The sequence below is a fragment of the Paenibacillus dendritiformis genome, from assembly GCF_945605565.1.
In the GTDB taxonomy this organism is placed as follows: domain Bacteria; phylum Bacillota; class Bacilli; order Paenibacillales; family Paenibacillaceae; genus Paenibacillus_B; species Paenibacillus_B dendritiformis_A.
The window spans coordinates 664828-690594 of record NZ_OX216966.1 but is presented as its reverse complement, the minus strand read 5'-3'; the positions used below and the strand labels follow the sequence as shown (position 1 = coordinate 690594).

General features: G+C 57.3%; 24 protein-coding genes and 1 riboswitch. All 24 genes read right to left on the bottom strand.

The annotated features are described in order from the left end of the window. Positions 1 to 24: 24 nt before the first annotated feature. The gene (locus tag NNL35_RS02975; RefSeq protein WP_006678259.1) at positions 25 to 912 is read right to left on the bottom strand and encodes an aminotransferase class IV; all 888 of its coding nucleotides are present in this window, start codon (positions 910 to 912) and stop codon (positions 25 to 27) included. Further along, the gene (locus NNL35_RS02970; protein WP_006678260.1) at positions 909 to 1487 is read right to left on the bottom strand and encodes an anthranilate synthase component II; all 579 of its coding nucleotides are present in this window, start codon (positions 1485 to 1487) and stop codon (positions 909 to 911) included. Before NNL35_RS02970 ends, NNL35_RS02975 begins: the two co-directional genes overlap by 4 nt. Beyond that, complete coding sequence (locus NNL35_RS02965) at positions 1484 to 3115, bottom strand: anthranilate synthase component I family protein (protein WP_006678261.1); 1632 nt, start codon at positions 3113 to 3115, stop codon at positions 1484 to 1486. The genes NNL35_RS02970 and NNL35_RS02965 overlap by 4 nt, the downstream gene beginning before the upstream one ends. A gap of 214 nt (positions 3116 to 3329) precedes the next feature. Beyond that, complete coding sequence (gene cysK, locus NNL35_RS02960) at positions 3330 to 4268, bottom strand: cysteine synthase A (RefSeq protein WP_006678263.1); 939 nt, start codon at positions 4266 to 4268, stop codon at positions 3330 to 3332. 255 nt (positions 4269 to 4523) lie between these two features. Next, the gene (locus NNL35_RS02955) at positions 4524 to 5468 is read right to left on the bottom strand and encodes a SurA N-terminal domain-containing protein (protein WP_006678264.1); all 945 of its coding nucleotides are present in this window, start codon (positions 5466 to 5468) and stop codon (positions 4524 to 4526) included. Between the two features lie 160 nt (positions 5469 to 5628). Next, on the bottom strand, positions 5629 to 6549 hold the full coding sequence (gene hslO, locus NNL35_RS02950) for an Hsp33 family molecular chaperone HslO (protein WP_006678266.1): 921 nt from the start codon (positions 6547 to 6549) through the stop codon (positions 5629 to 5631). A gap of 51 nt (positions 6550 to 6600) precedes the next feature. Then, complete coding sequence (locus NNL35_RS02945; RefSeq protein WP_006678267.1) at positions 6601 to 7374, bottom strand: type III pantothenate kinase; 774 nt, start codon at positions 7372 to 7374, stop codon at positions 6601 to 6603. 3 nt (positions 7375 to 7377) lie between these two features. Continuing rightward, a complete protein-coding gene (gene nadC / locus NNL35_RS02940; RefSeq protein WP_006678269.1) occupies positions 7378 to 8232 on the bottom strand; it encodes a carboxylating nicotinate-nucleotide diphosphorylase in 855 nt (284 codons plus the stop codon). Between the two features lies 1 nt (position 8233). Then, positions 8234 to 9859, bottom strand: a complete 1626-nt coding sequence (nadB, locus tag NNL35_RS02935) for an L-aspartate oxidase (protein WP_006678270.1) — start codon at positions 9857 to 9859, stop codon at positions 8234 to 8236. A gap of 70 nt (positions 9860 to 9929) precedes the next feature. Then, entirely contained in the window at positions 9930 to 10868 is a 939-nt protein-coding gene (gene nadA, locus NNL35_RS02930) for a quinolinate synthase NadA (protein WP_040732460.1), read from the bottom strand. A 159-nt stretch (positions 10869 to 11027) separates the two neighbouring features. Continuing rightward, positions 11028 to 13151 (bottom strand): ATP-dependent zinc metalloprotease FtsH, encoded by a 2124-nt coding sequence (gene ftsH, locus NNL35_RS02925; protein ID WP_006678272.1) that lies wholly within the window; start codon positions 13149 to 13151, stop codon positions 11028 to 11030. 89 nt (positions 13152 to 13240) lie between these two features. After that, complete coding sequence (gene hpt, locus NNL35_RS02920) at positions 13241 to 13789, bottom strand: hypoxanthine phosphoribosyltransferase (RefSeq protein ID WP_006678273.1); 549 nt, start codon at positions 13787 to 13789, stop codon at positions 13241 to 13243. 48 nt (positions 13790 to 13837) lie between these two features. Further along, positions 13838 to 15451, bottom strand: coding sequence for a tRNA lysidine(34) synthetase TilS (gene tilS, locus NNL35_RS02915; protein WP_100226402.1), 1614 nt, complete (start codon positions 15449 to 15451; stop codon positions 13838 to 13840). A 153-nt stretch (positions 15452 to 15604) separates the two neighbouring features. Beyond that, the gene (locus tag NNL35_RS02910) at positions 15605 to 16600 is read right to left on the bottom strand and encodes a protein kinase domain-containing protein (protein WP_006678275.1); all 996 of its coding nucleotides are present in this window, start codon (positions 16598 to 16600) and stop codon (positions 15605 to 15607) included. A gap of 1 nt (position 16601) precedes the next feature. After that, positions 16602 to 17366, bottom strand: coding sequence for a vWA domain-containing protein (locus tag NNL35_RS02905; protein WP_006678276.1), 765 nt, complete (start codon positions 17364 to 17366; stop codon positions 16602 to 16604). 202 nt (positions 17367 to 17568) lie between these two features. Further along, entirely contained in the window at positions 17569 to 20073 is a 2505-nt protein-coding gene (gene spoIIE, locus NNL35_RS02900; protein WP_006678277.1) for a stage II sporulation protein E, read from the bottom strand. Positions 20074 to 20960: 887 nt separating this feature from the next. Continuing rightward, positions 20961 to 21425: a S1 domain-containing RNA-binding protein gene (locus tag NNL35_RS02895; protein ID WP_006285932.1), complete on the bottom strand. Its 465-nt coding sequence runs from the start codon at positions 21423 to 21425 to the stop codon at positions 20961 to 20963. A gap of 126 nt (positions 21426 to 21551) precedes the next feature. Next, positions 21552 to 21872, bottom strand: a complete 321-nt coding sequence (locus NNL35_RS02890; RefSeq protein WP_238535459.1) for an FtsB family cell division protein — start codon at positions 21870 to 21872, stop codon at positions 21552 to 21554. Positions 21873 to 21917: 45 nt separating this feature from the next. Beyond that, the gene (gene yabQ / locus NNL35_RS02885) at positions 21918 to 22562 is read right to left on the bottom strand and encodes a spore cortex biosynthesis protein YabQ (protein WP_006679533.1); all 645 of its coding nucleotides are present in this window, start codon (positions 22560 to 22562) and stop codon (positions 21918 to 21920) included. Continuing rightward, positions 22559 to 22846, bottom strand: a complete 288-nt coding sequence (gene yabP / locus NNL35_RS02880; RefSeq protein ID WP_006679532.1) for a sporulation protein YabP — start codon at positions 22844 to 22846, stop codon at positions 22559 to 22561. Before yabP ends, yabQ begins: the two co-directional genes overlap by 4 nt. 85 nt (positions 22847 to 22931) lie before the next feature. Next, a complete protein-coding gene (gene queF / locus NNL35_RS02875) occupies positions 22932 to 23423 on the bottom strand; it encodes a preQ(1) synthase (protein WP_006679531.1) in 492 nt (163 codons plus the stop codon). Positions 23424 to 23534: 111 nt separating this feature from the next. Then, a complete protein-coding gene (queE, locus tag NNL35_RS02870; RefSeq protein ID WP_006679530.1) occupies positions 23535 to 24260 on the bottom strand; it encodes a 7-carboxy-7-deazaguanine synthase QueE in 726 nt (241 codons plus the stop codon). Next, positions 24257 to 24745, bottom strand: a complete 489-nt coding sequence (gene queD, locus NNL35_RS02865; RefSeq protein WP_006679529.1) for a 6-carboxytetrahydropterin synthase QueD — start codon at positions 24743 to 24745, stop codon at positions 24257 to 24259. The genes queE and queD overlap by 4 nt, the downstream gene beginning before the upstream one ends. Continuing rightward, complete coding sequence (gene queC / locus NNL35_RS02860; protein WP_006679528.1) at positions 24742 to 25467, bottom strand: 7-cyano-7-deazaguanine synthase QueC; 726 nt, start codon at positions 25465 to 25467, stop codon at positions 24742 to 24744. The genes queD and queC overlap by 4 nt, the downstream gene beginning before the upstream one ends. A gap of 170 nt (positions 25468 to 25637) precedes the next feature. Then, positions 25638 to 25681, bottom strand: a riboswitch (PreQ1 riboswitch). Positions 25682 to 25767 lie beyond the last annotated feature (86 nt).

Here is a 25767-nt window from a genome sequence, read left to right as displayed (position 1 = left end):
GCCTCGTCCTTCATTCGCAGCTTGTCAAGCATTGCGCACCGTCAGGGAGCGATAAGCGTTCAACAGCGCACGGGTGGAGGCTCCAATTCGCCCCCCGCTTACCTCGGCTGACTGCCCTGTCTCATCCCACAGCGAAGTAATCGGGACGAGTTCCTGCACGGAGGTCGTAATGAAAATTTCGTCTGCCTGCATCAAGTCATCCCAGCGGTACAGCCCTTCCTCCGCCGTAAGACCGCAGGCCGCAGCCAGCTCCAGAACCACCCCCCGCGTGATGCCGGGAAGAATGCCCGTTGCAAGCTCCGGGGTACAGAGCCGGCGGCCCGTGAGGAAGAACAGATTGCTGACGATGCCCTCCGCCAGCCATCCTTCCGCTGTCAGCATTAATCCTTCCGCCCCGAGAGGCGCCGACTCATAGCCGCCCAGCTCGCGCTTGGCGAGAATATTATTCATGTAATGCCCCGACTTGAAGCGCCTGTCCCCTTCGGGCCGGTTGCGCGCCAGCCGCAGCCGCTGCAGCGGCTTCCCGTGCGCATACAGCGCATCCGGGACGTCTGGCAGCGGCTTCACCAGCACAATCGTCACCGGGCTGGCGTACTCGCCGCCCGGCAAGCCGAAGCCGTTCTCGCCGGCGCTGACCGTATACCGGACATAGGCCTCTTCCAGATGATTCGCGGCCATGACGGCCCGGATATGAGCCTCCGCCTGCTCTGCTTCAGCCGTCCAGCGGATTCCCAGCTCCTCGCAGGCGCCGGACAGCCGCTCCAGATGCCGTTCCAGCAGGAAGGGACGGCCGCCATACGTGCGCATCGTCTCGAACAGGCTCATGCCGTACAGAAACCCGTGGTCCATCACGGAAACCGCGGCTTCATGACTCGGCACCAGCTCTCCATTCCAACCGATGATGCCTGTCATCGCACAGGCGCCGCCATGCTTAAGAAATTGCGCAGCATCTGGTGGCCATGCTCGGAAATAATCGATTCCGGATGGAATTGGACGCCAACAATCGGATGTTCCTTATGCTGCAGCCCCATAATTTCCCCTTCGGCCGTCTCCGCCGTAATCGCCAGGCAAGCCGGCAGACTCGCCCGATCGACGATAAGCGAATGATACCGGGTCGCCGTGAACGGATTCGGCAAGCCGGCGAAGATCGATTCGCCTTGATGAAGAATCGGGGACGTCTTGCCGTGCATCAGCCGTCCGGCACGAACAACCTCCCCGCCGAAGGCTTGGCCGATTGCCTGATGGCCGAGACACACGCCCAGAATCGGGATGATGCCCGCGAAATGCTCAATGACCTGCAGCGTGATGCCCGCTTCGTTCGGCGTGCATGGGCCCGGGGACAGCAGCAGATGATCCGGCTGCAACCGTTCGATGCCCGCGATATCAATCTCGTCATTGCGGTAGACCTGCACCTCTTCGCCGAGCTCCCCCAAATATTGCACCAAGTTGTACGTAAACGAATCATAGTTATCAATAACCAGAATCATCCTGAACCAGCTCCTCTCGCCTCGTCTGCCTCTGCTTCATTCTCTCCCGGCGGATTAGCATCCGCCGGCACGCTCTCGCTCAACTGCACTGCCTTCCATAATGCCTTGGCTTTGTTCAGGCATTCGGCATATTCCCGTTTCGGGTCGGAATCGATCACGATGCCGGCTCCCGCCTGAATATAGCCCATCTGGTCTTTCGTCACCAGCGTACGAATAATAATATTTAATTCCAAATCGCCGTTATAGTCAATCCAGCCGAAAGACCCGGTATATGGCCCGCGGCGGACCGGTTCCAGCTCCTCGATAATTTCCATCGTCCGCACCTTCGGCGCGCCGGTAATCGTCCCGCCGGGGAATGTCGCTCGGATGACATCGAAGGCATCCTTGCCCTCAGCAAGCGTCCCGCGCACTTCCGAGACGAGATGCATGACATGAGAGTACGTCTCGATGGCCATCAACTCGTCTACCCGCACCGAACCATAGGCCGAGATGCGCCCAAGATCGTTGCGCTCCAGATCGACGAGCATAATATGCTCTGCCCGCTCCTTCTCGTTGGTCCGAAGCTCCTCCGCCATGCGCGCGTCCTCCTCCGGCATACGGCCGCGGCGTCTCGTCCCGGCTATCGGGCGCGTGCTGACGGTCCCTTGCTCCAGCCGGACGAGCAGCTCCGGGGAGCAAGACACAAGCTGGAACTCGGGGAACCGAAGCAATCCCATGTACGGGGACGGGTTCAATGCGCGCAGCCATTCATACAGCCGTTCCGGCGTCTCCCGCATGCGGCGGGACTGGCGCATGGACAAATTCACCTGGAACACGTCCCCTTGCCCGATATAGTGCTGAATGCGGCGCACCGCATCCTTGAACTCCTCCTTCGGAAATGCCGAAGCGACCCCTTCGAACGCTTCAATATCCATCGTCTGCAGATCATGACCGTGAACGGACAAGGAGCTTGCCTGTTGGCCCGGGCTGAAGCTCGCGGAAGCTCGTTCCTGCCATCCGTCCCACTGGGCCTTCATCGCCAGCGCCCGCAAGGCTGCTTCCTCATACTTCACGGCAAGGGCAGCGCCAACCGCTTCCTGTCCGGCGTTCCTGTCCGGCCAGCGCGTCATGACGGCGCAGTACAGCCGCCGCTCCTGCTTGTCCACAATCCACAGCTCATCCATTTGCACAAATACGTAGTCCGGCAGCTCCAGATCATCTGCCGCCGACTCGGGCAGCCGTTCAAGGGAACGGGCGACGTCATAGCTTAAATACCCGATGCAGCCGCCGACGAACTTGGGCATCCCGTCCACCTTCGGCGCGCGGAAAGGGGACATCCACCGCTTCAACAGCTGGAGCGGCTCCCCTTCCTCCCTGCGGGCCGGGTTATCCCCTTCCTGAATGAACGCCTCCCGCTCCTTGCCGGTAATGACGGACACGGGCCGGCAGGCCACAAACGTGTACCGGCCGTCCTTGCCGCTCTCGAGCACGGCCGCATGGCTGCCTGCGTCCTCCCATACCGGAAGCCATGAAGCCAAGGCCTCATGCCCCCATTCATATTCCGCTATATAAGGAAGCACGGTGTACCCTTCCTCTACCCACCGGCTCCAATGGCCGGCTGTAATGATCGCTGCTTCACGCAGGGACATCTGCTCCACTTCTCCACCTCGCCTTACCGCTGATCTCATATCTGTTATCTGTGACATGAATCACCGGAATCGTTACCGTAAGTATAAACAAAGAGCCTCGGGAAGAAAAGGCTCCCTTACATATCCAAAAACCCCCTCGCCACCAGAAAGCGCGCAGGGCAATGGCTTGCCGCGTGCTCCTGATGGGAGGGGGTATGCAATACATGGAAATCTATTAATTCTCGAAGTTGAATAGCGGCGTGCTCAAGTAGCGCTCGCCATTGCTTGGAACGACGGCAATGACGCGCTTCCCTTCGCCCAGCTCGCGGGCGACCTGCAGTGCTGCATGAATGGCCGCTCCCGATGAGATGCCGCACAGAATGCCTTCCAACTTCGCGACCTGGCGGGCCACCTCGAACGCGTCTTCATTATCCACCGCAATGATCTGATCGTAGACATTGCGATTCAGAATGTCCGGAATGAAGTTCGCCCCGATGCCTTGAATCTTATGCGGTCCCGGCTTGCCACCCGACAGCAGCGGAGAAGCGGACGGTTCGACCGCGACCACCCGGATATCCGGGAAATTCTCCTTCAGCACTTCGCCGGTTCCCGAGATCGTTCCGCCGGTGCCGATTCCGGCCACGAACGCATCCAGCCGGCCGTCCAGCGAACGAATCGCTTCGACAATCTCCGGACCTGTCGTCTCGCGGTGCACCTTGACGTTCGCCTTATTCTTGAACTGCTGCGGCATGAAGTAAGAAGGATTCTCCTGAACAAGCTCCTCTGCCTTCCGCACGGCCCCGTTCATTCCTTCCGAGCCCGGGGTGAGCACAAGATCCGCGCCGTAGGCGCGCAGCAGATTGCGCCGTTCGATGCTCATCGTCTCCGGCATAACGAGAATCGCCTTGTAACCTTTGGCCGCCGCCACCATAGCCAGGCCGATCCCGGTGTTACCGCTCGTTGGCTCGACGATCGTATCGCCAGGCTTCAGCAAGCCTTCCTGTTCTGCCACTTCGATCATGCTGATTGCGATCCGGTCCTTCACGCTGGCTCCCGGATTCTGATATTCGAGCTTGACGTAAATCTCGGCACTGCCTTCCGGCACGATGCGGTTCAAACGCACTAGTGGAGTATCCCCAATCAATTCGGTTACATTATTGACGATTCTTGCCATAACGATGCCCTCCTGCCATTATTCAATATCTCGGTGTTGCCCGTGTACATCCGTATTATCCACTAATTTCCGACTAAAGCACTAGGTTTTATTCAATCTTACCAATCCAGCTGTAGGTTGTCAATAGAGCACGCGAAGGTTATGCCAAAAAATTGAAGCTTGCTCCAGGCGATAACACCCGATGGCTCTGCATGACAAAAAGGGATAATCGCAAGGGCGGACGAATCCACTCGCTCTTGCGGTTATCCCTTTTATTTACCCGTTCACGGATGCTGCCGCGAGAACGACGGCATGATACTTTTTGCGAAGCGCCTCTTCCCACTCCCTCAGCGGGGGCGATTTGGACAGCGCCACATCCCGGCGGGCCTGCTCCTTGATCGCAGCTTCGCCCTCCGACTGCGCTTCGCGCTTGCCGGTTACGGTCAGAATGGCGAATCCGTCGCTCACTGCAATCGGCTCTGAGATGTCGCCTATCTCCATCTCGCGCGCCGCTTCCAGTTCCGCCCGGGAGAAGAACGGATCGTTCGCGTCGATCCATCCGAGACGACCTTCCTGATAGGAGGAGAATTCATCCACCGACAATCTCCCTGCCAAGGAGGCGAAGGTCTCTCCGTCCTTCAGCTTCGCCAGCACGTCTTCCGCTTCCTCGCGGGTCGGCACGACAATATGGGCGAGCTGATACACATCGACAGACTCGTAAGTATCCCGATGGTCCTGCAAATACTGGTCAAGCTCTTCCTCCGACACATTCACGTTATGAGTCGCGATTTTCTCCAGCAGCAGCCGGTGATGGATGTCCTGCCGAATCTGGTCCGGACTCATTCCCAACTGGTCCGTCATTGCCTGAAAATAAGCTTCTGCGCTCTCATACCCTCGCATTTGCCGCGCAATCTCTTGCTCCACTTCTTTTTGGCTTACTGTAATCCCTAACGCTTCCGCTTCCTTCGCTGCTGCCCTGGCCGTCAACATCTGTTCCATTACCTGCGCGCCATACTGCCGCTCCAATTCCTCTTGCCATTCCTTGCGCGTTACCTTCTCCCCGCCGACGGTTGCCACAACCGTTGAGGAATCAGGGGAAGCATTCGCATCCGGCCCCGCGGAAGGGCGATCATGCTTGAAGATGAGCATGCCGGCGAGCACCAAGATGCAGACGCAAAGAATGAGGATGCAGCCCCATAAGCTTTTGACTTCTTTCGTCATATCGCTTGCTTCCCTTATCCCGTTTATTTCCGTGTTAGCCGTTCCTACCTCTGGCTCGCCCGCCCTATCGACCGATTCGGATGCGGAACCACGATCCGGGTCCCATCGTTCGACGCGGGGCTCGCCTCCGGCCCGTGCTCATCCATTGCGACTTGTCCGGCTAGGCTTGCTGCGCCTGATCACGCAGTTGTTCCAGTTCTTCTCTTCCAAATGAATACTTCTCGTTGCAAAAATGACAGACGACCTCCGCCTGGCCATCCTCTTCAATCATCGCCGTCAATTCGCCCTTGCCTACACTAATCAATGTCCGCTCCACCCGTTCCCGGGAGCATTGGCATTGGAAGCGGATCGGCATCCGTTCCATAACGTTAGCGTCACTGATAATCCAAGTCACCAGTTCATCCAATTCCATGCCTTGATCCAGCAGGGCGGTAACGGGAGGGAGCACGCTGAGCGAATGCTCGATCTGATTGATCTGTTCATCGGTCAGTCCAGGCAGCAATTGTACAATGAAGCCTCCCGCATGCAGGACGGAATTATCGACGTCCACCAGGACCCCGAGGCCTACGGCAGACGGGGTCTGCTCGGAGGTGGCGAAGTAATACGTGAAGTCCTCGGCCAATTCTCCCGAGATGATCGGGGAGCTGCCGCGATACGGCTCCTTCAGGCCAAGATCCTTGATGACATGGATGAAGCCGCTGCGTCCGACCGCGCCTGCCACATCCAGCTTGCCTTGAGCATTGCTGGCCAGATGCACCTGCGGATGCGTAACATAGCCGCGCACCTCACCGTGAGCGTTCGCATCGGCGACAATCTGCCCGATAGGTCCGTCGCCCTTGACCTGAACGGTCAATTTCTCATCGCCTTTGAGCATGGCGCCCATCATGGCGGCAGCGGTAACCGTGCGTCCGAGCGCAGCCGTCGCCGTCGGGTAGGTGCCGTGGCGCCGCTGCAATTCATTGACCAGCCCGGTCGTGCGTACCGCAAAGATGCGGACCTTGCCGCCCAATCCGGTGCCGCGAATCAGCATGTCCTGCATATTCTCCCTCTCTTCGGGTTGCTGTCCTAACATATCGTTCATGGGAGCCTCCTGTACTGTTCTTATTCTACGACGGGATAGACCGTCAAAGGGTTACAATTTGTTCCGATTATAAATAAGGCGCAAGCCTTCCAGCGTCAATAACGGGTTCGTCGTATCAATCGTCCGCGATTCGCTCGCAATGAGCTCCGCCATGCCGCCGGTGGCGATAACGGTAGGTTCGGCTCCAACCTCGTTGGTTATACGGTCCACGATGCCGTCCACCTGACCGGCGTAGCCGAAAATAATGCCGGCCTGCATGGAGTGAACCGTATTGCGCCCAATCACCGACTTAGGCTTCGTCAATTCAATCCGCGGCAGCTTCGCCGCCCGCTGATACAGCGCTTCGGTAGATATGCCGATGCCCGGCACGATCGCGCCTCCAATATAGTTGCCCTTAACGTCGATGACATCAAATGTCGTCGCCGTCCCGAAGTCAACGACGACAAGCGGCTTCAGCCCGCCATACAACTCGATCGCCGCCACCGCATTCACGATCCGGTCCGCCCCCACCTCGCGCGGGTTCTCGATGCGAATATTGAGTCCGGTCTTGACGCCGGGTCCCACAATGAGCGGCGCCTTGTTCAAATATTTCTTGCACAGCATCTCCATCGTATGCATAATCGGCGGGACGACGGAAGAAAGAATGACGCCTTCGATATCCTTAACCGATAGCTTGGTCATCGTGAACAGATTATATATCATGACGCCATATTCATCTGTCGTCGACTGCCGGCTCGTCGACAAGCGCCAGTTATGAAGCAGCTTGTCTCCCTCGTACACACCCAGGACAATGTTGGTGTTCCCTATATCGATAACGAGTATCACGGCCTAACCTTCTTTCTTTTCATTCAAGTCGAGGCTGATGTCCAGGGCGTGAAAGGAGTAGGTCAACGCACCGACAGACACGACGTCGACGCCAGTCAGCGCCTTGTCCCGAATCGTATCCAGAGTGACGCCTCCCGACGCTTCGATGAGGATATGCGGTGCGGCTTCCCGGATGAGGCCGACCGCCTCGCGCATCCGTGCCGTATCCATATTGTCCAGCATAATAATGTCCGCCCCCGCCTGCAGCGCTTCCTTCACTTGCTCGATCGATTCGGCTTCGACCTCAATGTTCATCGTATACGGAATGTTGGCGCGTGCCCGGCTTACCGCCGCCTCGATCCCGCCGGCGCCCTTGATGTGGTTGTCCTTGATCATGACGGCATCATACAGGCCGAAGCGGTGATTGCTCCCCCCGCCGACACGAACCGCATATTTTTCCAGTGCGCGGTGGCCCGGGGTCGTCTTGCGGGTATCGACCAGCTTCGTATTCAGTCCCTCAATGGCTTGAACGAACTTGTTCGTCTTCGTCGCAATCCCGGACAGGCGCTGCAGCAGGTTCAAGGCGAGCCGTTCCCCGCACAAAATACTGTGCGTGCTGCCTTCCACTTCCGCCAGGACGGTGCCGCGGGCAACAACGGCTCCGTCTTCGACCTGAGCCGTGAACCGCAGCGAGGGATCCACAATCTCGAATACAGCTTCGGCTACCGGAAGTCCTGCAATCATGCCGTCTTCCTTCGCATGAATGATGCCGCGGGACTGGTGTCCGGCCGGAATGGTGTAGGCTGTCGTGACGTCGCCCGTTCCTATATCTTCTTGCAACCACGCTTCCAACTGTCGGCGCAGAGCCAATCGTTCCAAGCTACACAATGCTCACTCGCTCCTCCGTAATTCCATATTCACGATGCAGCAGGGTATGCTTGCACCATGTCTCGTCATCCCGCTCGGGGAAATCTTCCCGTGCATGAGCGCCGCGGCTCTCTTCCCGCCACAAGGCGGACTCGGCGACCAGCATGGCGCAGACCAGCATATTGGCGAATTCATACTCCTCCCGCTTCGACAGCCGCATATCGAATACGGCCGCCTGGCGCTTCAACTCGCCTAAGCCCTTCATCAGGCCGTCCGCATGGCGGCGCAGCCCGACATAACGGACCATCACCTTCTGCAGCTTCAGCCGGCGCTCCACCATCGGCTGGATGCATGGCTCATGATGTTCGCGCTGATACGCGGCATGCGGACAAGCCTCCGCCCGCGGTTCAAGTCCCGCAATCCGATCCACGATCCGCTTGCCGTACACGATCGCTTCCGATAATGAGTTGCTGGCCAGACGATTCGCGCCGTGCACGCCGGTCGAAGACACTTCGCCGCAGGCGAACAGACGGCGGATATTGGTCTCTCCCCACAAATCCGTCTTGATCCCGCCCATCATGTAATGAGCAGCCGGCGACACCGGGATCCAGTCGCTGGTCAGATCAAGACCGTATTGCAAGCAGGTGTCGTATATCGTCGGGAAGCGATGCTTAACCATGGCCTCCGTCTCATGCGTAATATCCAGGTAGACGAAGGTTGACTTGGTCGCTTCCATCTCGCTGAGGATCGCCCGGGCTACCACGTCGCGGGGAGCAAGCTCCAGTTGGGGATGATATTTCTCCATGAAGCGCTCTCCCCGGATATTGCGCAGGCAGGCCCCTTCTCCCCGCACCGCCTCCGAGATGAGGAAGCGCGGCGCCCCCGGGTAGCTGAGCACGGTCGGATGGAATTGAATGAACTCCATATCCTGAATATAAGCCCCCGCGCGATACGCCATAGCGATGCCGTCGCCCGTGGCGACCTCCGGGTTCGTCGTATAGCGGTACAGCTGCCCGGTTCCGCCGGAGCAGATGACCGTAGCCTTGCCGCTGACGAAGACGCGCTTGCCATCCGCCCGCTGGACAATCGCGCCGCAGCATTCGCCGTCATCGGTAACGAGATCGATAACGAAATGATCGTCCCAGATCGTGACCTGCTCCAGCTGCTGGACACGATCCGCCAAGGCGCGCACAATCTCATAGCCGGTGGCATCGCCGTTCGCATGCAGAATGCGGCGATGGCTGTGCGCCCCTTCCCGTGTCAAGGCAATGGCGCCGTTCTCTTCATCGAAGGATGCCCCCATCCGCATCAACTCCTGGACGCCGGCCGGACCTTCGTGGACAAGCACATCGACCGCCTCCGGGACGCACAGGCCAGCCCCGGCAATCAATGTATCCTGGCGATGGTAGGCCGGGGAATCATCGTCCGCGAACACGGCCGCAATCCCGCCCTGCGCATAGCGCGTATTGCTGTCGAACAGCGACTTCTTCGTTATCATCAGCACCCGCTGCTCCCGGCTTGCCTGGATAGCGGTATAGAGGCCGGCAATACCGGCGCCAATCACAATGACGTCAGTCTGAACATGCTCCAGATCTTCGAGTGCAAAATCTATCAAGTAACGGGGAATCCAATTCGCCACTGTGTTCACAACCTCATATGTGGAATCTTATGCTTTGTTCTATTTGAACAGAAGAGTAGCGCATGCTACTCTACTTGACTTGTAACATGCGCTCCAAAGATAACCGTGCTTTCTCGGCAACCTGCGGCGGCACATAAATCTGCGGCTGCATCGTTTCGAGGCATTTCACGAGTTTTTTGAGATTATTTACCTTCATGTTCGGACAGACGAGATACTTCGTGGCGAAGTGGAATCGCTTCTCCGGGCTGTCGTTCCGCAGCTGATACCCGGTGCCGTCCTCTGTCCCTACAATAATATCGGTCGCATCCGACCGTTTGCAATAATCGATAATGGCAGTCGTGCTGCCTACGAAATCGCCCATGGCCACGACTTCCGGGCGGCATTCCGGATGCACGACGAACGGCGCGCCCGGATACTTCGCCTTCATCTCCATAACATCCTTCACCGTGAGCATATCATGCGTATTGCAGTAGCCTTCCCATTTAATTAAAGGTCGACCGGTCTGCTGCTCTACATAATGGCCCAGGTTCTTGTCGGGAACCCAGATGATCTCTTCCGCATCCAGCGAAGCGATGACCTTCACCGCATTGGAGGAAGTGCAGCAAATATCGGTCTCTGCCTTAATCTCCGCAGAGGAATTGATATAGGTAACGACTTTGGCATTCGGATGCTCCGCCTTCAGCCTCCGTAGCCCGTCGACATTGACCATGTCGGCCATCGGGCAGCCTGCCCGCTCATCGGGGATGATGACCGTTTTGTTCGGAGCCAAGATTTTGGCGCTCTCCCCCATGAAGTGGACACCGCAAAAAACGATAACTTCTGCGTCGGTCTCCGCGGCCTTCTGCGCCAGCAAGAAGGAATCCCCCCTGAAATCGGCGACTTCCTGAATCTCATCCCGCTGATAATAATGAGCTAAAATGATGGCGTTACGCTCTTTCTTCAACTGCATCAGCCGTTCACGGAGCTCCTGCTTCTGCTCTTCCTTCCGTGCCAACGCCAGTGCTTCCAATGTCACCCTCCATCCACTCCTTGGCCTTGTCGTTAACCTATAATTTACACACCCCGACCCGCTGTGTCAATTCGGAATTCGGGCCCAATCGCCGTAAAAAAGAGCGTACCGGAAGGTACGCTCTTGCAAACGCCCGGAGGGCGGCCCAAGTAATTGCGGTTATTGTTCGTCTTTCTTGTCATTTGGCGACTCATTTTTCTCCGCAGGCGCCGACGGCTCCTCGGATGTCGGTTCCGCCTTCGGCTGCTCGGTGGAGTCACCGCGAATGTCAGCAGGCGAAGAGCCGTTCGGAGTATCCCCTTCCGGCGGGCCGGATGGAGAACCATCCCATTGGGTCGGCCCAAGCTTCTCCGGCTTGCCTACCAGATTCACCTTCACATCGCCCGTCGTCTCGATAACCGGCGTGCCCGCTTCAGGCTCATCCGGGGATGCAGGTGTTCTTTCGCTCAGCTTGCCTTCCTCGATAAGCTGCTTGATCTGCTCGAGTTCCAAGGTCTCGACCTCGAGAAGCGTATTCGCGATCAAGCTTACTTCGCGGGACCGCTCGGTCAAGAGCTTCTTCGCGCGCTCATAGCATTCATTCATGATGCGCTGCATCTCTTGGTCGATCTCGTAGGCAATGGCATCGGAGTAGTTCTGTTCGTGACCGAGGTCGCGGCCCAGGAACACTTCTCCTTGACGATTGCCGAACTGCATCGGTCCGAGCTTCTCGCTCATGCCGTATTCCATAATCATACTGCGCACGATGCGGGTCGCCTGCTGGAAGTCGCTGTATGCGCCGGTGCCAATCTCGCCGATGAACAGTTCTTCGGCGACACGGCCCCCGAGCAATCCCGTGACTTTGTCCAGCAATTCCTGCTTCGTCACCAGCATGCGGTCTTCCTTCGGCAGCATGATGACATAACCGCCGGCACGGCCGCGCGGAATGATGGTCACCTTGTGGACCATATCCGCATGCTCCAGGAAGTAGCCGATAATCGTATGCCCGGCTTCATGGAAAGCAACAATCCGTTTCTCGCGATCGCTGATCATGCGGCTGCGCTTCTCCGTTCCGACGATGACGCGGTCAATCGCCTCGTCAACGTCCGTCATCGTAATGTCTTTATGGTTTTTGCGGGCTGCGAGCAGCGCCGCTTCATTCAGCAAGTTCTCCAAGTCGGCGCCCGTGAAGCCGGTCGTCCGCTTGGCGATTGTATCGAGGTTAACGTTCTTGTTCAACGGCTTATTGCGGGCGTGCACCTTCAGCACCGCCTCGCGGCCCTTCACATCCGGGCGATCGACCGTAATCTGACGGTCAAAGCGTCCAGGACGGAGCAATGCCGGGTCCAGAATATCCGGACGGTTCGTCGCAGCGATAATGATGATGCCTTCGTTAGCACCGAAGCCATCCATCTCGACCAGCAACTGGTTGAGCGTCTGCTCCCGTTCGTCATGGCCGCCGCCCAGACCGGCGCCCCGTTGACGGCCGACAGCATCGATCTCGTCAATGAAAATGATACATGGCGCATTCTTCTTTGCATTCTCGAACAGGTCACGGACCCGCGATGCACCGACACCGACGAACATTTCGACGAAGTCGGAACCGGAGATGCTGAAGAACGGAACGCCAGCTTCCCCTGCAACGGCACGGGCCAGCAACGTCTTACCGGTACCCGGAGGGCCGTTCAGCAGCACGCCCTTCGGAATGCGCGCGCCAAGGGCTGCGAACTTGCGCGGATCCTTCAGGAACTCGACAACCTCCACCAGCTCTTGCTTCTCTTCATCCGCACCCGCGACGTCTTCAAAGGTAACGCGCTTCTTCTCTTCATTATACAAGCGTGCGCGGCTCTTGCCGAAGTTCATTACCTTGCCGCCGCCGCCCTGCGCTTGATTAAAGAAGAAGAAGAACAGGATGAACATGATGATAAATGGAATAATCGACGTCAGAAACGTTAGCCAGAGGCTTTGTTCCTCCATCTTTTTCCAAATAATCTTAAGTGATTGCTGATTATCCCCTGCGTTCATTAACTCTTCGACGGCCGGATTGCTATCCGGAATATACGTTACGAACTGCTGGGATTTCGCCCCTTCTGGAATCTTATGATATTTCCCGATGACCAAATAAGCCCGACCTTCATATTGAACCGTCATTTCTTCTATATTGTTAGCCGAAAGCTCTTTGCGGAACTGGTCATAACTCGGTGTGTCCGTGGCTTCATTGCCGCTGCCGATGAACTGGACAAATCCCACCACGACCAAAAAAAGAATCAGATAAAAACCAGAATTCTTGATGAACCGATTCATCCCCAACCTCCTCTCAAGGACACGAAATTATTGTATCATAGCACGTAATGCCATCACAACTTGACCAGCAAGCGTGTAAGGCGTGTATCTTACTTGGCTTCATTCGAGTAGATGTTCGGCTTCAACACGCCTATATATGGAAGGTTGCGGTAACGTTCGGCATAATCCAAGCCATAGCCAACGATGAATTCGTCGGGAAGCACGAATCCTTTGTAGTCCGCTTCCAGATTAACGGTGCGGCGCGCCGGCTTATCGAACAGCGTCACGAGGCGAATGGAATTCGCCTTGCGGCCTTGAAGCACTTCAATCAAGTAGCTGAGCGTCAAGCCGGTATCTATAATATCTTCAACAATGAGCACATCCCGGCCTTCCACGGATACATCCAAATCTTTGATAATCCGGACGACACCGGAAGACTTCGTGGAAGCTCCATAGCTGGATACCGCCATAAAGTCCAATTCCAACGGTACGGTAATTCGCTTGACCAGATCCGCCATGAAGACGAATGCGCCTTTCAGGACACAGATGACCAGCGGGCATTTCCCTTCATACTCGCGGCTGATCTGAGCACCCAGCTCCTGGACTTTCGCCTGAATTTGCTCCTCGCTGATAATTACCTTTTCAATGTCGTTATACAATGATGGGCCCCTCCTAGAGTGAATACTTAAAACTTAACATGAACGTGATTACATCATGCGGTTAGGTTGGGTGGAGCATGATCGCTGCTGCTGCGCCGGAATATGCGCACCGCCTTCCAGCTCCAGCCGCAGGACACGGTCTGTAGAGGGCCCGACCAGAGCGGCATCCGAACGCCGCACGCCCGGCACCCACAAGATCTGCCCGTTGGCATCCGCCACGATGGGGACGGTACCGCGAAGCGAGGGCGCGATTTTGGCGTCGACGAACATATCTTGCACCTTTTTGCTGCCATTTAACCCTAAAATGCGCATTCGATCGCCGTCGCGGCGGTATCGGACACGCAGCGGCCAACACAATTGCTCTGCATCGAACAGCGCCTCCGCCTGTCCCGAGGGGACCCGCCTTCTTCCGGATGCGGCTTGATGCGCCGCTTCCTGCGTGATGGAAGAGCCGCTATCACACTCGATAACCCAATGCAGCGTACTGCCATTCGACGGTATCGGGAGACAGCCCGATTCATATGTACGATCTATCGTCAGATCCAGCATATCCGGCCCGTTCTTCGCCTGACCGATGGGTTGGCGCAGCCATAGCAAGCGGTCGTATTCTCTCCGGAACTCGACTCCGGGGACCGCATCCGTCTTCCACGTGGATGGCTGTTCCCGGATCGCCGCATTCCGCAGCGCCTCAACCGTGTCGAAATCAGCTTGTTCCGCTTCCCGCGTGAGATAGTTTAATATTAGTTTAATCAACCTGCGTTGTAAAGCGACATGTGCTTGAAGAAGCGCCCTTCGATCAAGAACGACGCCGTCCGGCGGCGATGATTCCATGGGAACGTCTTCTCCATCCTTTACCGTCTTCACCACGCATTGAAACAACTGCCGCGCCTGCTCCTCTATCCAATCATTCTCTTCCCGCAGCACATCGGCCGTGCGGCACAGGGAAGCGACCAGGCCCGGGTTCTCCTGCTCCAACTGCGGCATAACGTCCAGCCGGACCCGATTGCGCAAGTAATCCGTCTTGGCATTGCTGCTGTCCGTGACGTAGGCGATACCGCGCAGGCGGCACCACTCCAGCAATTCCGCCTTGCGGACGCCCAGCAGCGGCCGGACGAAGGAGAAGCCGTCCGCCTCCCGCTTCCAGGCCATCCCCGACAGCCCCGTGCTGCCGGTTCCGCGCAGCAGCCGCATCAGCACCGTCTCTGCCTGATCATCGGCATGATGCGCCAATGCGATGATCGGCGCCTGCTCGCGAGCGGCGACTTCCTTCAGGAAGTCATAGCGGAGCTGCCTCGCAGCCGCTTGCGCATTCATCTTATGCTCCGCCGCCCAGCCCGGAGCGTCCACACGCTTCATCGCCACTCTTATCCCGAGCCGCTCCGCTTCCCGCTCGACGAACCGCGCTTCTTCGTCCGACTCCTGCGGGCGGAAGCCATGGTGCACATGGGCGATGATGATCTGTCCGCTTCCCGGACGATGTCCGGTCAGGGCAGCGATGGCATGCAGCAGCAGCATGGAGTCTGGTCCGCCCGAGACCGCGATCACGATGCGGTCGCCATCGTTCCACAGCCGGTGCCGCTCTACGGTGTCCCGCAGCTTCTCCGTCCATTGCCGCCACGCATATTCGCTGTCATTGTCCGCATGCCTGCCCGGTGCCGTCATGTCCATCCCCGATTCCTTCCATTATGTCCTGTGCCGCAGACTCCTCTTCCCCGAACATGCCGTGTCCGGGGCTCTGATTCCTTATGTATGAAGGAGACCTGCGTGATCAACGTAAGTAATATGTATAAATTCAATATAACACAATATGTCCCATTAATCGAAACCCCATGCCCAATAAGCGATGCTCACCGCCAACAGCAGCACAGACACGGCAAAAAACCACTTCAGCCACAGCGGCGTAGGGCGGTTCAGCGGTTTGCCGGAGCGATGCAGCTTCCGGGTCCGTTCATGCCACAGACGGCATGCCTCCTCCGGGGAGGCGAATTCCCCGCGCAAGGCCGGCGCCAGCCATGGCTCATACGGCTGCACCCGGGGATGGTTCCGGGCGATGTCGATTAGATCCTTGATGTCGCGCGTCTGCGGGAGCGTTGTCTTGATCCGTTCCCGAAGCTCCCGCTCGGCCATCATCTGAATCGTCATGACCGCGAAGGAGAACAGATCATACCCGAAGTCGGCCGTGCGCGATCCGGCGTGCCAATACCCCCGGTCATACAATTCCGTGAATTGCTTTACGCTTTTCCCCGTAGAGGTCAGTCCGCCGTAATCGATCAACTCAACCTCTCCCTTATCATTCACCAGCACGTTCTCCGCCTTCAGATCGCCGAAGACAAGCCCCTGCCGGTGCAGTTGCCTGAGCTTCTCCAGCAAGCGCCCTCCGACGACGCCATACCATTCCGGCCCATGCTTATAAATGAACTTGCGCAGACTCACCCCCGGCACATATCTCATCACATAGAACGGGATGCGCTTGCCGTGCAGATCGCAATCATCGTTATCGACGAGAAATGGCCGTGCATGGCCCGTGCGCCCCGCCTCCGCCTGGCGTCCCTTCTCCCATGCCCGCAGCGCGTTAATCTCGGACTGGAGATCGACCGAATTCATCCCCATCTTAAGCGCATAGGCAGCGGTCCGTCCTCCGCGCGGCTGCGCTGCAGGCGGCAGATGAGTCACCAAATACACGACTCCGTTGGCCCCGCGGCCAAGCCGTCGCTCAATTCGGTAGACACGTCCGTTCCACACTCCCTGCAGCACGGTTCCCGCTTCGACACGAAGCGCCGCTGCCTGCGCATGATGTTGCTCGTTCTCCATGTTACACGATGTAGTCACTCCACATCCCATCCGTTCCTGTTCCATCTGAGGCGTACGACGTCAGGTCGCGTTCCTGATTCGCCTTGCCTCCATCATATTGATAATAGTCGATCACTTTCAAGAGGGCAGGTCCCGTCGGTGTCGTTCCCCGCATGTTCAACCGCTGGAACAAGCGCTTCGCGCGGCTGATATCGTCGGTCCACTCCATATCCATCACGGCTTCTTCTCCGCCGTAAGGTCCCGGGAAATGGAACACGCTCAACTCGCTTTTGCCCGCTCTGGCCTGCAGGCTCAGCATCAGATCCCGTATCGCCTCCTCTACTGCCGGGAGCTTCGGCTTCATGCTCGCGCTCGCATCGATGAGCAGGGCGACGCGCAGCGGCGAGTTCTCGCTCAGTTCGTCCATGACGCGTACCACTTCCGAACGCTGCTCCGGCGGAAGGGTCTCGAATTCGACGTTCTGCTCGGCTCCGAAAATTTGACGCAGCTCCTTGTTCACTGCCTGATGAATCGTCTGCACAACGGTCTTGCGCGTCATCATCTGCACCGTCTGCGACAGCTGGTGCGACTGGACGATGCGGCTTATCCCTCCTCCGGCACGGGCAATCTCGTCAATCTCCCGCGCTCCAAGCTCACCTATCGTTCCGTAATCCACAATGCCGACAACGTTAACCGAGATGCCCCGCTCCAGCGCTTCTGCAGCAGCAATGGCAGGCTGAACGCCAACATTGGAGCAGCCGTCGGTTATCAATAGAATTTGCTTCATCTTGATTTCCGCACATCCTCTCTTCACCGAATCTAGTACGAGTGCGAGTTCAAAAAGACCGGTTTTCAGCACCGAGAAGATTGCAAGAACTCGAAGCGAAGCGGAATTTTTGAACTACCTCTCCTAGTATTTCCAAGGAAAAGAGAGTTTACACCCCGCTGGCCATACGGGGGCGGCAAGTCAGGAAGCCGCGGCCGAGAGATTAGCTGACCGTCAGCGGCCGCTCCATACGGTCATGCCCATTCCAGTGCAGCGTGGCCCATTGCGGCTGATGGCGGGCAACGCGCGTCACGACGACGGTCATGTCGTCATCGATATGACCGCTGGCATGACGGATGACGGTCTCCAGGAGAAGATCGGCAATCTCCTGCGGATCGTCGGTCTCCAGCTCGCTGATGAGCCGCTTCATCCACATCTCCTTATTGACTGCCGGCCCGGGAGCATCGAAGATGCCGTCCGTCATCATAATCAAGATATCTCCCGGCTGCAAAGCCGAATCAATCAGCTCGAAATCAATATCCTGTATAATACCTATCGGCAAGTTGCTGCCCGATACTAAGCGGACGTCCTTCCCGCTCTTGATGAAGCTGGGCGTGGAGCCGCTCTTCATGAACGTCGTCTTCGCGGAATACAGATCAATGATCGCCATATCGACCGTCGCGTAGATCTCGTCCGGCGACCGCAGCGTCAGCACCGAATTGACGGATTGGATCGCCAGCTTCTCGTCAATACCCGATTGCAGGAACTGGGACAGCAGCTTCAACGCGGTGCTGCTCTCCATGCGGGCCCGCTCGCCATTGCCCATCCCGTCGCTCAAGGCGACCGCATACTTCCCGCTGCCGAGCTCCAGCGTGCTGAAGCTGTCTCCCGACAGCATATCCCCTCCTTTGGCAGCCCCGGCCATGCCGGTCTCCACCTCGAATGCCTTCGCCGAGACGAAGGTGACCATGCCATGCCCTTCGGTTCCGGTTAACCTCTCCTCTCTGACGGCGATATGCTCGCCCAATATATCCGACAGCAGCGGCGCAATGAGCTTGCGGCATTCGTCATAGCCGTCGGTGAAGGAATGAATCATCTCGATCTCGATCCGTCCCGCATCGAGCGATAAAATATCAACGCGGTGCACGGACAGCCCGAGATCCTCCATCGCCTGCCGAATCTGCTCCTCCTGCATGAACAGCTCCCGTCCTTCGCGCCGAATCTCCCGGGCCAGATCATCCATCACCTGCGACACGCCGGCCAGTTGATCGGCAACGAAGTGGCGGCTGTCCAAAATCTGCTTCTGCCAATGCTCGTCCAGCGCCCGCCGGATCATATGCTCCCTCATCAGAGCGAGCACCTTCGGCGCCTTCATGCAGTGGCTCCTCCACGTCTGAGGCAGCTGCTTCTCCTTGTAGGAGACGATCTCGGTATCCTGTTCGACCTTGCTCATCATCTGATTCATCATCGTCATCGTCTGGAGCGACTTATGGTTCCAGCAGGCCTGCTGCCGCGGGCAGCCGAGACAGGTAGCGGCCGTCACGGATTCGATCATCCGATTGCGCTCCTCTCCCACCGTCGGAGGCTCGCCCGTCTGGGCAGTCTGCTTGAAGCTGCTCGACAGCTGCCGGAACACCTCCGAGAACTGGGTAACCCGTTCCGCCGTCATGTCGCGCATCCGCTTCGCATATTCATGCTGCGATTTCGTATGCTCGTTCGTTCCCGGCACATATTTGGCCAAGGTGGCGCATATCGATTTAGGAGTGAGCAAGAATAGCGCTGCCGCGGCAATCGTCTCCCAGGTCGAAGCCATCACCTCCGAAGGAGGCCCGAGATAGACGGATAGAATCGCCGTCCCGAGCAGCATGCCGAAGGCAACCGCCCAGCGCTTGCCGTCCTTCAGCAGACCGGCCAGCAAGCCGGCAAACGCCAGCACGCTCATCTGCGTCAGCGAATTCGGCTCGGCCAAGCCGAGTATCAAGCCGAGCACGACGCCGACCGAGGCGCCAAGCGGTGCTCCGCCGACCAGGGCGAACAGCAGCACGAAATAGCGAGAAATAATATGATCGAGCTGCAGCGACTCGACGGTCCAGCCGACAGCGCCGGTCATAATGGAGGCCAGAAGAATCATCAGGCAGATCATTTCCTCCACCCGCAGCGTATAATTGCGTTTACTCATCGTCAGAACGGGCAATGCTTGTATAAACACGAGGGTCAGGACGAGACCGAGCACAGCATCCGTCATATCCATCACGAGGGCGTACCAGGTCAGGGCCGTCGACATAAAGGTCACGAACAGCTTGACGAGCAGCGTAGCGGCGAACACGATGATCGGCGCCATGTTCATATCGGTCCGTTCATACGCTTTCAAGCCGCGGTGCATCAGTACGATAAGCAGCAGCTGCATGCCCATCATGAGCGAGATCTGCTCCGGCGCGAACAAGCTTCCGGCCAGCAGCGCCGTCCCTACCCAGGTTGCCAGCTCGCGGCGCGTAAAATAGACGACCGCAAAAAACGCGGCGGCGAACGGAAACAACTCATTCAAGATCATGGCCCGTCCCAGCAAAAAACCGATAAGCACAAACATGAAGGTCCATTTCCGCGTGCCAAGTACCCGCTTGAATCGTTCCAGCCGCCATTTGTTATGTGGGAGGCTCCACTCGCCCTCTCCTTGCCCCCCGCTCTGCCAGCCTTTCTTCGGAAACGGAATCACCTTTGTCTTACTCATGCCAAGCACCACCTATTCTCTGAAATGTGTGCCTCTCATTATAGAGAAGGAGCTGGAAATAGTTTGTCAGAAAAAGGAGGCCCGTCCAAAAAAGTTTCCGACACCAGTTGAGTCGGGCGCGAGAAAACGGACAAGCCTGCGCGCACAAGGGCTCGCCCGGTGTTAGCCGGCATGAGGGCAAGCAGGTGAATGTCATTTTTTTGCAGTTCTGCACTTGCCGCCGTTCAGAAATAAGGGGAAAGGATACGGAATAGCGTAAGAACATGTCGTAACCCTTCGTACGGGTGACAAAAATAGTGGCGGCAGTAAAATCAATGCGATGAATCTGCCATTCCGTCACAATGTGGAGACTGCTGGGGGCGGGGACGGCAGGGCGGAAGCCGTTGGGAAGGCGGCGGAGGCGCCAGAAAACCGGCGTGGAAGCTGGCGGAGGCACAAGTAGGAGGCCAGAAACCGGCGTGGAAGCTGGCGGAGGCACAAGTAGGAGGCCAGAAACCGGCGTGGAAGCTGGTGCAGAGCTTGGTGGGCAGAGGCCATTGAGTGGGCCGACACCGGCCTGGAAAGAAGCCGTTTCCTGTTCATCCTCTCCTGATTGCTGCAGAGATGCAGGAATTCGATTGCAGGCAGTTGTTGAAAAGTGGATTCCTGCAATAATGCATCAATTTCTTCCATTCCGAGCTTAAAGCCCCTAAAGAGGGGCAAAAAGATGTATATTTGCAGCAATTCTAGCTCACAGGGCATGAATCGAGAGAAAATGCTGCAGATTTGCAGGCTTGGCCCGAGCCCGATCAGAACCTCCCGGCACCAGCACCGGCCAAGGCCACATACACAGCAAAAAAGCCGCAATACCGGGTGCCCGGTCTGCGGCTTCGTTCCTTCGTCATCTATTACATGCGGCGTGCGCCACGGCCTCCGCGCTTGGATTCCGTGTTCTTTTTCAAAGACGAGATGCGCTCTTCACTATCTTTAAGGAAGCGCGACATTTTATCCTCAAAAGAAGCGAAATTAGGCTTGCGGCCACCCCGGTCGCGGTTACCAAAGCCGCCTCTTCCTCCCCCGTCTCGGTTCGGACGGTCTTGACGAGGTCCTCTTGGCGGTCTCTGCTCCGATGCTGGCTTATCCACTGTCTGCTTGATAGACAAGCCAATCTTGCCGTCCTTGTCGACGTTAATTACTTTGACCGTGACGATATCGTCAATCTTCAAATGGTCATTCACGTCCTTGACATAGTTATCGGCAATTTCAGAGATGTGAACCAGTCCCGTGACACCTCCCGACAGATCAACGAACGCTCCAAAATGCGTAATGCCTGTCACCTTGCCTTGTAACTTGGTGCCCACTTCGATTGTCATAGAATAAAATGTTCCTCCCTTAAAATGTTAAACGGCACACCGCTTCGTTACCGAAAGCAATGCTTATGTCGTGATTATACTGTAACCGCACCAAGTGGTCAACCGACGGTTGTCCCGATATGGCGCCTATTCCTCGTGCTTGCGGATAAGGACTTCGTCCGGAAGCAGCATCCCTTTACTTCTCGCAATCTGAAGAATATATTCGGTCGTATTCAGGCGATCGACTTCCTGCTGAACCTCGTTCCGCGTCTTTTCGGCAGCCGTCTTCTTCTTCTCCTGCACCTGATAATCGGCTTTGAGCCCCTCAATGGTAGCAGCCTGGTCGATGTACGTATATAAGCCCCACCCCGCAAACACCACCATAAACCCCATCCACAATCGCAATCTTCGCTTGGCTCCTGCCATTTTGTTCTCACGAGTACGGTCCGGTGTCCGGGACGCAGACATACGCACACCCCCAGTTTCGATAGAGTCAGATAAAGGAATTACCCGTTACTTCTTATGATGAAACAGGCGCAGCAGACGAGCCGCCTTCGCTCTTCCCGCTGCCACCCATTGATTCATTCGACGCACACCAGAAAATACCTTCTGCTTGATCCGGTGGAGCCGTTCCGTTATGCCCAGCCGTTCCCAGATCGGAAGAATGAGCGGCCGGAAAATCCAGCGGACCAGCAACCATAGCGGCTTAACACATTGTAGCACAATTTTTCCGATGAACATAGCCGCCGTCAGCAAAAACGCACCTAGACCTTTTGTAAAGATCCATAAGCCCTTGAGCGGCAGCACGAGCAGAACATACAGGCATCGGCGGATGAACCGGGAGATGGCCAATATGGCCCGCACGAGCCACGTTACGATCGCGACCGTGACCTTGCTGAGAAGGATAACATACAACCACGCCCCGGCGGCCAAGCCAAGAAAGACGTAAAATCGAAGCTCTCCCTGATTGCCCTTCACGAGCATCTGAAACACGAACAGCGTCGCAGCCAGCCAATACATCAAATCCAGCAGCGGAACCGTCCACCGAGGGAAACGGAATTGCCCCGCTACGACGCGGTAGCCGTCAAATACGACACCGAGCGCCAAGCCGCTCAGCATCATGAGCAGCACGGTCGTCCATTGTACGTACAGACTCACTTGAATAACTTCCCGAAAAAGCCTTTGGATTTATCGTGCGAGCTCGCATCCAGATAGGTCAGGGAGTTGACCGTGCCTTCAATGGCGACTTGTCCTTGTTCGAGGCTCAAGTTTTTGATATGAAGATTGTGGCCGCGTATGGTCAGAAATCCGCATTCGGTATCCAGCAGGAACTCCTCGCTGTCGAAGCTCTCTACTTTGCTTACCCCGCTAATCTCCAGCAGCTTGCGGTTGACCATCTTAATCTCCTGGCGCTTGGCCGTTGGCTTGTTCAATTCCATCATGGCATGTACCTCCTTCTCAACACTAGCTTATGAAGGGAATGCCAGAATAGAACTTCAACGCGGCCACGCTTCCAACAATTCTCTCTTACCGGTTGTCGACCGTCTCCGGGTATAAATCATGATTCATCAGGCGATAAGCCGCCATCTCCTCGTATTTCGTGCCCGGACGGCCGTAATTGCAATACGGATCGATAGAAATGCCGCCGCGCGGCGTGAACTTGCCCCATACTTCGATATATTTCGGATCGAGCAGCCCGATCAGATCATTCATAATGATATTGACGCAATCCTCGTGGAAATCGCCATGATTGCGGAAGCTGAACATATAGAGCTTCAGCGACTTGCTCTCGACGCACTTCCGGTCCGGAATATAGCTGATATACATGGTCGCGAAGTCCGGCTGCCCCGTCATCGGACAGAGGCTGGTGAACTCCGGACAGTTGAATTTGACGAAATAATCGCGGTTCGGATGCTTATTGTCGAACGCCTCCAATACATGAGGCGCGTAGTCGGTCGCGTATTCCGTCTTCCCTCCGAGATGCTTCAGCTGCAATTCGGCTTCGTTCCTGCCTGCCATGTGATTGCCTCCCCTTCTATATCGGTTATTCGTGTCGAATTCAAAAGCTTCCCCGGTTCCGCACCGGGGCGGCTTCCCATACAAGCGGCCTGATGACAGGCCGGCCTTCTGTCATACGCCGCGCTTGTTGCCCCATACGAGCGTATGCAGCTGCGGCAGCACCCGCACCCGGTTCAGGCGCGGATCGGCGGCGACCTGCTCGATCAGCCATTCATACCGGCCGAGCAGCTTCCGGATCAGCTCGTGATCATCCGCGCTCCGCACATCGTCATTCCCCGTCTGGAGGACGAACGGAATGTCCGGGTAACGCTCATGCATGCGAATGGCATACGCGAGATCCCGATCGTCGAAGACGACAATCTTCAGGCACAGCCCCTTCCGATCCGGGCGTTCCCACAGCTGGCTCACCATCTGATCGAGCCGCGCTTCATCGGTGCTCATGCCGGAGCTGGGCGGCTTCGGCGACAGCGTGACGTCATCGATGTCCAGCAGCCATTCCTGCCACCGCGAGCCTTGCGTCTCCACCGCGGTGCGAATGCCATGCTCTCCGAGCAGGCGCACAAGCCCGCTGATGCCGGGGATCAGGGCGGGATTGCCGCCCGAGATTGTGACATGATCGAAGCGGCCGGCGGCGAGCGCGTTCAGCTCCCGCAGGATGTCTTCCGCCGTCAGGCTGCGAATCTCCTCCTTCGCCGATCCGTCCCACGTGAAGGCGGAATCGCACCAGGAGCAGCGGTAGTCGCAGCCTGCCGTGCGCACGAACATTGTCTTCCGGCCGACAAGCATCCCTTCGCCCTGCACGGTCGGCCCGAACAGTTCCAGCACCGGTATCGTCATCGCTCCATCCACTCCCGTCTCGCCTCGGCATAGCTGGTCGGCGTCTCGTAGAGACGGATGAACTCCACTCGCCCGCCTTCGCAGCGGGTGCGGTACGGCTCCTCCGCCAGCGCGGCGCTCATCTGCTCATATAGCCAGACGACCATATTCTCCGCCGTCGTATTCATCGGGGGGAGCGTCTCGTTCAAATAACGGTGATCGAGATACGGTTCGATCCGCTCCTTCCAGATCTCCTTAATGTCTCCGAAATCAAGGGCGATGCCAATGTCGTTCGTATAGCCGCTTAGGCCGAACACAGCCTTGTACGTATGGCCGTGCAGATTTTTGCATTTGCCTTCGTAGGCGTGCAGATGATGCGCCGCGTCGAAGGTGAATTCCTTGCTGACGAGCACGCGGCGCTTGTGGTAGCGCAGCGACTCGCGGGATATATCGGTTCCGTATTGCTGCAGCTTCTCTACGATGCGGAACGGGCCCGGTCTGCTCATGCCCCGGCCCCCGCCTTCTGCGCTCTCTCCGCGAGATAGCTCTCCAGTCCCGCGCGCCGCAGCTTGCAAGACGGGCATTCGCCGCAGCCGTCGCCCGGCAGCCCGTTATAGCAGGTTACCGTCTCCGTGCGCACGAATTCGAACGCCCCCAGTTCGTCCGCCAAGCGCCAGGTCTCAGCCTTGTTCAGCCACATAAGCGGCGTATGAAGGACGAAGCCGTAGTCCATCGCCAGATTGAGCGTGACGTTCAGCGATTTGACAAATACGTCCCGGCAATCGGGATAGCCGCTGAAGTCCGTCTCGCAGACGCCCGTCACGATATGCCGGGCGCCGATCTGCTTCGCATAGATCGCGGCGAACGAGAAGAAGAGCAGGTTGCGCCCCTCGACGAACGTGTTCGGCAGTTCGCCCTCCTCCTGGGCGATGTCGATATCGGCCCGGGTGAGCGCGTTCGGCGCCAGTTGATTGAGCAGCGACATATCAAGCACGCGGTTCGGCACCTGCAGCTTGGCTGCAATCCGCTTCGCATGCTCCAGCTCGCTGCGGTGGCGCTGTCCATAGTCGAACGTCACCGTCTCGACGGCATCGAAGCGCTCCAGCGCCCAGAACAGGCAGGTCGTGCTGTCCTGCCCGCCGCTGAAGACGACGACCGCCTTCTCCTGCGGCTTGCCCTGGACGGCTGCTCCTGCCGCCCGATCTGCGGCTGCTTCCTTACGGTTCATTGCATCATTCATCCTGTGTCCATCCCTTCTTATTCCTCTACAGAACAAGACGAAGGCATGTGCATCGGTCCATTCGAAGCAGGGGTCGATCCGGCATACGCCGCTTCCCCCGCCTCCATAAGCACAAAAAAAGACAACACCAAGGGAAAGCCATACCCGTACGGATGCTGTCAGCCTTAGTTTTTTATAGAGGGAGATTGCGAACCTCTCCCGCCGGGAATGCCGGCGGAATGTATTTGGTTATACGTCTATTATAGGGAACGGGGGGAAGAGATTCAAAGGCTTATTTTCCCTGCACCG

What these genes read in the sequence shown, in the direction of transcription:
- NNL35_RS02975 (WP_006678259.1), bottom strand. Translation starts at nt 912, where the DNA reads ATGACAGGCATCATCGGTTGGAATGGAGAGCTGGTGCCGAGTCATGAA.
- NNL35_RS02970 (WP_006678260.1), bottom strand. Translation starts at nt 1,487, where the DNA reads ATGATTCTGGTTATTGATAACTATGATTCGTTTACGTACAACTTGGTG.
- NNL35_RS02965 (WP_006678261.1), bottom strand. Translation starts at nt 3,115, where the DNA reads ATGTCCCTGCGTGAAGCAGCGATCATTACAGCCGGCCATTGGAGCCGG.
- cysK (WP_006678263.1), bottom strand. Translation starts at nt 4,268, where the DNA reads ATGGCAAGAATCGTCAATAATGTAACCGAATTGATTGGGGATACTCCA.
- NNL35_RS02955 (WP_006678264.1), bottom strand. Translation starts at nt 5,468, where the DNA reads ATGACGAAAGAAGTCAAAAGCTTATGGGGCTGCATCCTCATTCTTTGC.
- hslO (WP_006678266.1), bottom strand. Translation starts at nt 6,549, where the DNA reads ATGAACGATATGTTAGGACAGCAACCCGAAGAGAGGGAGAATATGCAG.
- ftsH (WP_006678272.1), bottom strand. Translation starts at nt 13,151, where the DNA reads ATGAATCGGTTCATCAAGAATTCTGGTTTTTATCTGATTCTTTTTTTG.
- tilS (WP_100226402.1), bottom strand. Translation starts at nt 15,451, where the DNA reads ATGACGGCACCGGGCAGGCATGCGGACAATGACAGCGAATATGCGTGG.
- NNL35_RS02910 (WP_006678275.1), bottom strand. Translation starts at nt 16,600, where the DNA reads ATGGAGAACGAGCAACATCATGCGCAGGCAGCGGCGCTTCGTGTCGAA.
- NNL35_RS02905 (WP_006678276.1), bottom strand. Translation starts at nt 17,366, where the DNA reads ATGAAGCAAATTCTATTGATAACCGACGGCTGCTCCAATGTTGGCGTT.
- spoIIE (WP_006678277.1), bottom strand. Translation starts at nt 20,073, where the DNA reads ATGAGTAAGACAAAGGTGATTCCGTTTCCGAAGAAAGGCTGGCAGAGC.
- NNL35_RS02895 (WP_006285932.1), bottom strand. Translation starts at nt 21,425, where the DNA reads ATGACAATCGAAGTGGGCACCAAGTTACAAGGCAAGGTGACAGGCATT.
- NNL35_RS02890 (WP_238535459.1), bottom strand. Translation starts at nt 21,872, where the DNA reads ATGTCTGCGTCCCGGACACCGGACCGTACTCGTGAGAACAAAATGGCA.
- yabP (WP_006679532.1), bottom strand. Translation starts at nt 22,846, where the DNA reads ATGATGGAATTGAACAAGCCAACGGCCAAGCGCCAGGAGATTAAGATG.
- queF (WP_006679531.1), bottom strand. Translation starts at nt 23,423, where the DNA reads ATGGCAGGCAGGAACGAAGCCGAATTGCAGCTGAAGCATCTCGGAGGG.
- queE (WP_006679530.1), bottom strand. Translation starts at nt 24,260, where the DNA reads ATGACGATACCGGTGCTGGAACTGTTCGGGCCGACCGTGCAGGGCGAA.
- queD (WP_006679529.1), bottom strand. Translation starts at nt 24,745, where the DNA reads ATGAGCAGACCGGGCCCGTTCCGCATCGTAGAGAAGCTGCAGCAATAC.
- queC (WP_006679528.1), bottom strand. Translation starts at nt 25,467, where the DNA reads ATGAACCGTAAGGAAGCAGCCGCAGATCGGGCGGCAGGAGCAGCCGTC.